The 1,917-nt window shown below is 59.4% G+C and carries 2 protein-coding genes; both read right to left on the reverse strand.

Translation table 11 applies throughout. The features are described from left to right. Nucleotides 1-1,517 (reverse strand): hypothetical protein (locus tag AK963_RS26210; RefSeq protein WP_139117675.1); only part of this gene is annotated, 1,517 nt, incomplete at its 3' end. Nucleotides 1,518-1,520: 3 nt separating this feature from the next. Then, nucleotides 1,521-1,917: GNAT family N-acetyltransferase (locus tag AK963_RS26215; protein WP_175404668.1), on the reverse strand; the 397-nt coding region annotated here is incomplete at its 5' end.

Below are 1,917 nucleotides of genomic sequence, written 5' to 3' on the forward strand. Positions count from 1 at the left end.
AGCTGGTTGAGGTCGAGGAAGTCGACGTCTTGGTTGGCGTTGAGCAGCTCTTGAGCCTGGGATTCGAGATCGCCACGGTAGTTGTACAGCTCGGTCAGTTTGTCGCCAGAGGCGGTGTAGAGATCGCCGAGCTGAGTGTTGAGGTCGGATGCCCGTCCGCCAGAGTACTGGTTGCCCTGCTGTTGCAGGAGCCGGATGCGGTTCTGGAGGTCACGGATGCCGGACTCGTTGGAGAGGTCGACGGCGTTGAGTTCGGACAGCAGGCCGGACTGGTCGGAGAACAGGGCGTCGATGGCGGTGCTGCGCCGGTTGCCCAGTTCGTCGAGGGCGGTCTGGGCGGTGTCGAGGCCCGCCAGTTCGTCACTGAGGTCGTGGTCGAGCAGAGAGCTGAAGCCGGTCAGGCTGCCCCGTTGATCGTCGAGTTGTTTTTGCATGGCCTCGATCTGGCTGAGTGAGTAGCCCTTGTTGCTGGCGGCGGTGTTGTTGAGCCAGTTGTAGGTGTCTGTGGCCTTGGCTTCGGTGCTGGCAATGCGGGCGAGTTCGTTGTCGCGGGCGGCCTGCAAATCGTCGACGGTGCGGTTCGCGTCGTAGAGGCTGTCGAGATCAAAGTCGGTGGCCAGATCGGACTTGAAGGCGCTGGCCTGACCGATCAGGTGCTCGATGTCGGTATTGAGGCCGGTGATCTGGTCGCCGTGGGTGATGTCCAGGCTGGCCAGGGTGTCGGCCCAGTTGCCCGCCGAGGTGTTCAGGGTGTTCTGAAAATCGCTGATGCGGGTTTGCTCGGTGTTGTAGCTGTCCCGCAGGCTGGCGATCTGGGTGTCCATGTCGCCGATCAGGCCGTTGGAGTAGCTGAAGTCGGTGGACAGTGGACTGGTAAAGTCGCCGAGCTGCTGCTTTTGCTGGTCAAGGGCGCGGGACAGTGAGTTGATCTGGTCAATGTCGGCGATGCCATAGCCAGAGAGGGCGTTGTTCATGCTGTTGAGGTTGTTGCGGAAGTCGGTCTGAAAGCCGGAAATCCGGTTTTGTTCGGCGGTGCGGTCGCTGTCCAGTTTGTCCAGGTGTGCGAGGGCGTTCTCGAAGCCGTCGTTCATGGTGTTGATCTGGTAGTCGGACAGGCCGCTTGAGAGAGCCGGTGCTTCGACGCTGGCCATGGCCGGAATGTAAGTGCCGTTGTGGGTCATGCCATTGAAGTTGGTCTGGAAGTCGGGGCGTTCCAGTTGGGAATAGGAGTTGGCCAGGGTGTTGTAACTCTGGAGCGAGTTGTCGATCTGGCTGCGGTAGTCCTTGATGGTGTTGGCGTCGGTGGTCAGGTCGAAGGACTTGGCCTGATTAAAGAGATCATTGCCCTGGGAATACAGGTCGTTGAACTGGGTCTGGAACCCACTCATTTGATTATTGTAATCGCTGGCCTGGGTTTCGTATTCGTCCCGCTTTGCTGAAGTGAATGCGCCGATCTGGTGCCGGTACTTCTCTTCAGGGGTTGGCTGGGGGGCCGGTGATCCTCCGCCTCCGCACATGGTTTAGTCCTCCAGAGTTTTTCGTGTCAGGTAGCCCAGGTGCTCAAAGCCGAGGGACAGGATTTTTTGGGTGGATTGCTGTTCGTCGATGCCGGACGTGACGGTGATGTGGGCAGCTTTGCAGCCTTGTTCTCTGGCCCAGTCGACGTAGGCGTTGATGAGCAGTTTGCCGATGCCCTTGTTCTGTGCCGTGGGCAGAACAAACAGGCTGTCGTCGTAAGCCAGACGGTCATTGCCGAAGAAGGTGTCGGTCATGTAGGCACCGAGTCCGCCGAGTAGCTGGCCGTCTTCTTCGGCTATCCATGCGGCAAAGTTGGGCGCGGTGGCATGGAGGTTCAGGTAGTCGGCGGCTTTCGCTTCGTCGAAGTGGTAGTCCCTGCCGAACTTGCCCATGGCAAAG

The sequence above is a fragment of the Endozoicomonas atrinae genome, from assembly GCF_001647025.1.
Lineage (GTDB): Bacteria > Pseudomonadota > Gammaproteobacteria > Pseudomonadales > Endozoicomonadaceae > Endozoicomonas > Endozoicomonas atrinae.